Source organism: Streptomyces sp. TSRI0281, assembly GCF_001905125.1.
Taxonomy (GTDB): Bacteria; Actinomycetota; Actinomycetes; order Streptomycetales; family Streptomycetaceae; genus Streptomyces.
Map to the genome: position 1 here is coordinate 94,164 of NZ_LWLE01000025.1, position 6,647 is coordinate 100,810.

Consider the following 6,647-nt stretch of genomic DNA (forward strand, 5'->3'; position numbering starts at 1 on the left):
CATCTGCGGGACACCTCAGGTCCTTTACCGGCCTACGCGAACCGCCGGAATCCTTTAGAGGATTTCAGTAAGAGCGGTAGCAATCCAGAAGAACCCGATAAGAATTGCGCCTGCGCCGATCACTCGAAAGGTATTGACTGTTGCCGCCCCCGGGTTCATGAAGTCCGAGATGGAGGCGAATATTCGACTTGCGAGGCTCCAGAAGTTTCCCAAGAGGCAGATGCCAAAAATAAGAACCAGGACTCCTACAGAGATGGCACACACACGAAACCCTTCGATGGGAGAACCGCTACGCCCGGAAAGGCGCCCGCTTTGCGCATAGTTCCTCCTGCCGCTGGACTCCGTCCCCAGGCCGGTGCAACCGTCCTCATCGCCGCCATCGACGAGTGGCTATGACCCATGGTCGTCATGCGGCGGGATCCACGTTCCAAGCCTCGGGCAAATCGCTGCCGCAGAAGACGCAGACGAAGTCGTCCTCGCGCACGATGTTGTGCTCCTTGCAGCCAGGACAGCGACGGAACACCACTTCGTGGGTAAAGCCGGGCGGACGCCCGAGCTCGATATCATCCAAAGCACGAGCGACTGCTGACCAGGAGATGGCGTCCGGGCAGTACCCGGTTGAGAGGTTGCTGACGTCGCTCACTGCCCATCGGCCTGCCTCGCGGGTGAAGCTGATCTCCCCAGCGCTCAGGACGGTTTCCCCGCCGGCACAGGCCACGTGTTCACTTCGTCGCGGCGCCAGCCGAAGTACACCATCCGTGCCGACCACAAAGGTGAACGGTTCGACCAGCTCCGCTGCCGATCGCTCAGCGACCCAGCTGCCGAAGTCAGCTGCTGTGCCGATCCGGCAGCCGCCGTTGTCAGGCCGGACCCCAGCCTTCAGGTCGACCGGTCCGACGTATCGATAGGTCCGCCCTTGCACGCTCATGCGAGCCAACCTCGTACTCCAGTAGTAGATCGTGATCTTCATATCAGAACTGCGGCTGCTCGCCGGTAGCCTGCACGCGTGGGTGAGATCTGGGACGAACGGCAGCTGGTCGTGGACGGATTCGAGCATGCTTACGCCGACTCGGATTGGTACGGCGATCCCCGCCACGGAGTTTCTCGGATGGTGCGGGCGGGATGGTACCAACGGCGCGGACGGCCTGGCGGACCACGGCACGCACGGTGGAATCACCAAGGGCCTTCAGGCGCTGTGGGCGAGCGCGGCAAGTCGGCGGGTGATCCAAGTCCGTGATGGTGTCCGTACGGCGATCAGGGCCCGTCGGGACAGGCCGTAGTCGAGCGCGACCGCGGGAGCCAGTCCGGTAACGCTGCCTCGCGTGCGAGACAGATCGGTGCCGGCGGTGACGGCGGTGACGGCGGTGACGGCGCCGTGGATCGTGGGCGACGCCCAGATGTATTCCTCTGTCCTGTCGATCATGGGCATCCGTCGCGCAGCCGTCTGGCTGACCTGTACGGGTCGGCCCGGTCTGACGACTCAGGAGTGACAGAGCAGGTCGAGGACGACGGCCTCGGCATCGAGGCCGTCGAGATAGCGGTTGGCGTGTTCCCAGTGGCCGTCCGTGTCCGCGTCCATCCACGCGCCATCAAGGGTGACCAGGGCGAAGCCGGGCACGGCGCACCGGACCGACCACAGCCTGGCTTCCTCGTGCTCCTGCGCGAAGTATGCGACCGGGTCGTTGAGCAGGAACGACGTGTCGAAGTGCGGGTCTCCCGCGACGGCCCGCTGGGCGACGGCCTGAACCAGCGGCTGAGCCAGATGCTCCTTCCTGGCGTCTGCCGGGGAGTACCTTCCCGGATCGGCCTCGTGGCGAGCGAGGAAGTCGGCGAGCGGGCGGGCCGGCGGGTGTACTACGGTCAGCTCGGTCCACGCGGCGAGCAGGGCGTCATGCGTGCGCGCCGCTCGTTTCCGCATACCGTCGAAGTCGAGCAGACCCCGCGGGCCGCCGTAGCATTCCAGCGGACCGAGGGTTTCCAGCTTGGCCTTCCTGCGCGGGACGGTTGAAGCCGTGATAAGCCTGCGGTCTCCGTCATGCGGAGGCAACACGAGACAGGCATTGCCCACGCTGGAACGGATGGCCCACCAGTCCCAGTGGCCGGCCGGATTCCACTCCTCGGTGAGATTGGCATCGTAGGGCGCCATGGCGTCAGCAATCGCCTGTGGAACCTTCCGAGGCGCTGTCGGCGGCAAGCACACAGTGGCGAAGAACTTGGTCATGCCCGGGAGCGTAGGCCCTGGGTCTTGTTCGCCCGGACGGCTGTTCCATGAGGCCGGGTGAACCGACCCGATGCCGAGTGGGAGCGGCTGCGATCGTTCCTGCCGGTGGGCAACGGCCGATGCGGTGGGCGACGGGATCATCCGCAGGCGATCGACCGGCTCTTGCACCGGGTGTGGCCGGGACCCACTGACGTGACCTTCCGCGCGCCCACCGGAGCGGAAGGGTTCGGCGTGCCGCTCCGGGACGAGTGGGCGAGTGGATCGGCGACAACCCGCTGGCCAGGCGATTGGACAACGGCGTGGGACCCGTACAACCCCCAGGGCACTTCAGTGGTCACACCTGCACCGGGCGAAGCGTGTGTGCGGGGTCGGAGGCTTGGCAGGATCCGGCCCCCGTATGTCACCGGCTCGGAATACCGACTCGGACAGCCGTCACGGCGTCCGGCGTGCCGTAGGAGAAAAAGACACGCATGCAGCAGAACCTTCGCACCATCCTCGCGACCACCGCCTCGGCCGCCCTCGTCAGCGGGCTGCTGCTCGCCACCGGGGGAAGTGCCGTCGCAGCACCGTCCGGGATGCAGGGCGACTTCAACGGCGACGGTTACCGCGATCTCGCGATCGCCGCGCCCCTCGGGAAGATCAGCGGAAAGTCGAAGGCCGGGTACGTGGCCGTCGTCTACGGCACCAAGAACGGGCTCAACAAGTCCAAGCGCACCCTCATCAGCCAGGCCACCAGCGGTATTCCGGGAACGCCGGAGACGGGTGACTACTTCGGCGACCGCCTCACCACCGGTGACCTCGACGGTGACGGGTACACCGACCTGGTCGTCGGCGTGCACGGCGAGCGGATCGGCAAAACCGACTCCTTCGGCGTCCTCACCGTTGTCTGGGGCGGCGCGAGCGGGCTGAAGTCCGCCGTCGACATTTCGGCGCCGCTGCCCAAGTACCGGAACGAACTGGGCTGGAGCCTCGCGTCCGGTGACTTCGACGGGGACGGACGCACCGACCTGGCCGCCGTCAACATCGCCGCACCCGAGCTGAACATATTCAGGGGACCCGTCTCCCGGACGGGCAAAGCGGCGGGTCTCGTCGGTATCGACACCTACAGCCAGACCGGCATCAACGCCGACCAGATCGTCGCGGGGAACGTCAACGGCGACGGCGCGACCGACCTCCTGGTCATGGGCCAGGAGGAGAGCGGCGACGGGTACCGGACCCGCAGCGTCCTCTACAAGGGGGGCAAGACCGGCCTCAAGTCGTCCAGCAAGGTCGCCGGGGGCTACGAGGCCGTCATCTCCGACGTCGACAAGGACGGTTACGGCGACATCGTCACCGGCAACTTCACGGAAAAGTCCGCCAGAGAACCGAACGGTGGTCCCGGAGGTGCGATCACCGTGACGTACGGCAGCGCCGCCGGGCTGTCCACCCGCAAGCCGGTCCGTATTACCCAGGCCACCACCAAAATTCCCGGCACCGCCAAGAAGGGTGACCGCTTCGGCTGGAGCCTGGCCGCGGGTGACACCAACCGCGACGGCTACGCGGACATCGCGATCGGCGCGCCGGGCGAGGGCACGGGGAGCAATCGGGCCACGGGCACGGTCACCGTGCTGCGCGGCTCCGCCAAGGGGCTGACCGGCACCGGTTCCAAGAGCTTCACGCAGGACACGGCGGGCGTGCCCGGCGCCGGCGAGACCCAGGACCAGTTCGGCTCCTCCGTCGAACTCACGGACAGCAACAAGGACGGCCGCGCGGAGCTGGTGGTTGGCGCCTACGCCGAGAACAAGGGCGCGGGTTCGCTCTGGCTCTTCAAGTCCGGTACGAGCAGTATCACCGCCACCGGTTCGACGACCTTCGGCGCCGCCTCGGTCGGCGGGCCCTCCGGTCTGTCGTACTTCGGCGACGTCCTCGCCGGATAGCCGCCCAGGGTCTGTCCGATGGGTCGCTGACGACGTGACCGAGTAAAGCTGGCGCCATGGTCAGCGACCCCGTACAGATCCCCATCGATCAGCTTCGTCGTGCTTGGGACGTGGCGCTTCGGCGCATTGAAGCGTCAGCCGGGCCCCCATAGGGGGCCCGTCCCACGTCCACCCGTCCGGGCAGCTCGGCAATGCACCAACGGGCGGCAAGCGTATGTCCGCCACTCGGAACCCCGTGTCGGCGGCGGCTGAATCCTGACCCAGTTTGGGCGGTCGAACTTTGACCCACTGGGTCTGGTTGCTGGTGTTCAGTCGGTGTCGTGTGCGGCGGTGGGGATGCGTCCGAGCTGGCGCCCGCGCATGCGGTAGGAATCGCCTTTGAGGGAGTGGACCTCGGCATGGTGGACGAGGCGGTCGATCATGGCGGCTGCCACGGTCTCGTCGCCGAAGACTTCTCCCCAGCGTCCGAAGGGTTTGTTGCTCGTGACGATCACGCTCGCTCGTTCGTATCTGTTCGATATCAGCTGGAAGAACAGGTTCGCGGCCTCGGCTTCGAAGGGGATGTAGCCGACCTCGTCGATCACGATCAGCGGATAGCGGCTGAGCTTGGTGAGCTCGGCCTGGAGGTGTCCGGCGTGATGGGCGGCGGCCAGACGGTCGACCCATTCGGCGGCGGTGGCGAACGCGACGCGGTGGCCGGCCTGGCAGGCACGGACCGCTAGTCCGATCGCCAGGTGTGTCTTCCCGGTTCCCGGCGGTCCCAGGAAGACGGTGTTCTCCTTCGCGGCGATGAAGTCCAACGTGCCCAGATGCGCGAGCTGTTGGCGAGTTATGCCGCGCAGATGGGTGACGTCGAGTTCCTCGATCGTTTTCATTGCGGGGAAGCGGGCGGACCGGATGCGGGCCTCGCCTCCGTGGGACTCGCGGGCGGAGACTTCCCGCTGGAGGCAGGCGACCAGGAACTCGGTGTGTGTCCAGGTCTCTTTCAACGCGCGCTCGGCCAGCCGCTCGGCTGCGTCCAGTAGCGCCGGTGCCTTCATCGCCCGGGTCAGGAAGGATAGGTCGGAGGCGGTCTGGCGGCCGGTTTGGGGCTTGCCGGGGCTGGCCTCGGTGGCGGTGGGTGGCATCAGGATGCCTCCGGCTCGTCGTGTCCGCCGCCGCCCTCGATGAGAGTGAACATGCGGTCGTAGGAGTCGAGTTGTCGTTGTTCGACCTCGACGAGGTCAGCTGCGGTGGCGGCGCCTGCCTGGCGGGCGGCCAGGGCCCGGGAGGCTTGGTGGTGGCGGTAGTCGCCCCGAAGGAGGGCTGCGGCGCGGGCATGGACGGGGTCGGTGATCGTCTGCTGTTTGGCCCAGCAGCGCGGGTGGCGGGCGACTTCGGCTCCGCCGGGGCTGAGGGTGACGATGACCTCGTCGGTGTCGGTGCGGACCTGGACTTTCTTGCCGATGGCCAGGGGGTGCACGGAGTAGTCGCAAGTATCGACGCGAATGTAGTGGTCGCGGCTGATACGGGTCGCGAAGCGCCACCAGCGAGGCGGGTCGACGGGCGGCAGGGCGAGCATCTGGGACCGGTCGGCTTCCCACCGGTCGATCGGGCGGGCGCCCAGGGCGCGGTGCTGACGCCGGTTGGCGATGTTCAGCCAGACGGTCAGCTGGGTGTTGAAGTCGTCCGGTCCGGTGAAGGTGCGGCCGGGCAGGAATGACGTTTCCAGATAGCCGTTGGCCCTCTCCACCAGCCCTTTCGCCTCTGGATCACGAGGCCGGCAGAGATAGATTCGGGTGGCGAGAAGGCCCGCGAACGCGGCGAAGTCGGTGGTCACCTTGCCGCGGCCGATGCCGGCCTCGTTGTCCCAGACCAGCATCCGTGGGACCGCGTTCCAGCAGGTCAGCAGCTTCCAGTGTCCGTCGATCAGGTCGCCGGTGGTGCGGGTGGGCAGCATCCGCGCGGCAATGATCCGCGAGTAGCCCGAGACCATCACGAGGACCGGCGGGCGTCCGCTCTGCCCGTAGCCCAGCGGGATGTCGACCGGCGGGAACCATAGATCGCACTGGGCCAGCTCGCCGGGCTGATACGTCGTGCGCGAGACCGGATCCACGGGCAGATAGGCCGGACGCAACTCGCGGACCCGGTCCTTGAGGACCGTCATGCCCTTCTCCCAGCCGATCCGCTCGGCGATCACGGTCGTCGGCATGGTCGGAGTCTGCTTCAGCAATTCCCGGATCTGCGGCTCGACCGCGTCGACCGCCGAGCCCCTGACCGGCCGGGAGTACACCGGTGGCCGGTCGGTGGCCAGCGCCCGCTTCACGGTGTTCTTCGAGATGCCCAGATGCCGGGCGATCGCCCTGATCGGCATCTGCTCGGCCCGGTGCAGCCTGCGGATCTCTGCCCAGTCCTCCACGGAAATCACCCTCTTCTCCTGACCTTCGATCAAGATCAGGTTGGTCGGAAGACCACGAGGTGGGTCAGTTTTGATCCGCTGTCAGAGGGTCACGATTCACCCGTCGCCGACA

General features: G+C 66.9%; 6 protein-coding genes. 1 reads left to right on the forward strand and 5 read right to left on the reverse strand.

Going from position 1 to position 6,647, the window contains the following annotated elements; genetic code table 11:
- Positions 1-406 precede the first annotated feature (406 nt).
- From A6A29_RS28500 to A6A29_RS28510, 3 genes are all read right to left on the reverse strand, one after another.
- Entirely contained in the window at positions 407-928 is a 522-nt protein-coding gene (locus tag A6A29_RS28500) for a hypothetical protein (RefSeq protein WP_073724242.1), read from the reverse strand.
- 258 nt (positions 929-1,186) lie between these two features.
- Positions 1,187-1,423: a hypothetical protein gene (locus tag A6A29_RS28505; protein WP_073724213.1), complete on the reverse strand. Its 237-nt coding sequence runs from the start codon at positions 1,421-1,423 to the stop codon at positions 1,187-1,189.
- A gap of 57 nt (positions 1,424-1,480) precedes the next feature.
- Positions 1,481-2,221 (reverse strand): hypothetical protein, encoded by a 741-nt coding sequence (locus A6A29_RS28510; protein ID WP_143197097.1) that lies wholly within the window; start codon positions 2,219-2,221, stop codon positions 1,481-1,483.
- 470 nt (positions 2,222-2,691) lie between these two features.
- Between A6A29_RS28510 and A6A29_RS28515 the strand changes: the two genes are divergently transcribed.
- Positions 2,692-4,137 carry an FG-GAP and VCBS repeat-containing protein gene (locus A6A29_RS28515; RefSeq protein WP_073724217.1) on the forward strand — a complete coding sequence of 482 codons (1,446 nt, stop codon included), beginning with the start codon at positions 2,692-2,694 and terminating at the stop codon, positions 4,135-4,137.
- A gap of 308 nt (positions 4,138-4,445) precedes the next feature.
- Here the strand turns inward: A6A29_RS28515 and istB are convergent, their stop codons facing one another.
- Complete coding sequence (gene istB / locus A6A29_RS28520) at positions 4,446-5,264, reverse strand: IS21-like element helper ATPase IstB (RefSeq protein WP_073724219.1); 819 nt, start codon at positions 5,262-5,264, stop codon at positions 4,446-4,448.
- Positions 5,264-6,544, reverse strand: a complete 1,281-nt coding sequence (gene istA / locus A6A29_RS28525) for an IS21 family transposase (protein ID WP_073724221.1) — start codon at positions 6,542-6,544, stop codon at positions 5,264-5,266. The genes istB and istA overlap by 1 nt, the downstream gene beginning before the upstream one ends.
- Positions 6,545-6,647: the final 103 nt, after the last annotated feature.

Coding starts and splice junctions, on each gene's coding strand:
- istB (WP_073724219.1), bottom strand. CDS start 5,264: ATGCCACCCACCGCCACCGAGGCCAGCCCCGGCAAGCCCCAAACCGGC.
- A6A29_RS28510 (WP_143197097.1), bottom strand. CDS start 2,221: ATGACCAAGTTCTTCGCCACTGTGTGCTTGCCGCCGACAGCGCCTCGG.
- A6A29_RS28515 (WP_073724217.1), top strand. CDS start 2,692: ATGCAGCAGAACCTTCGCACCATCCTCGCGACCACCGCCTCGGCCGCC.
- A6A29_RS28505 (WP_073724213.1), bottom strand. CDS start 1,423: ATGATCGACAGGACAGAGGAATACATCTGGGCGTCGCCCACGATCCAC.
- A6A29_RS28500 (WP_073724242.1), bottom strand. CDS start 928: ATGAGCGTGCAAGGGCGGACCTATCGATACGTCGGACCGGTCGACCTG.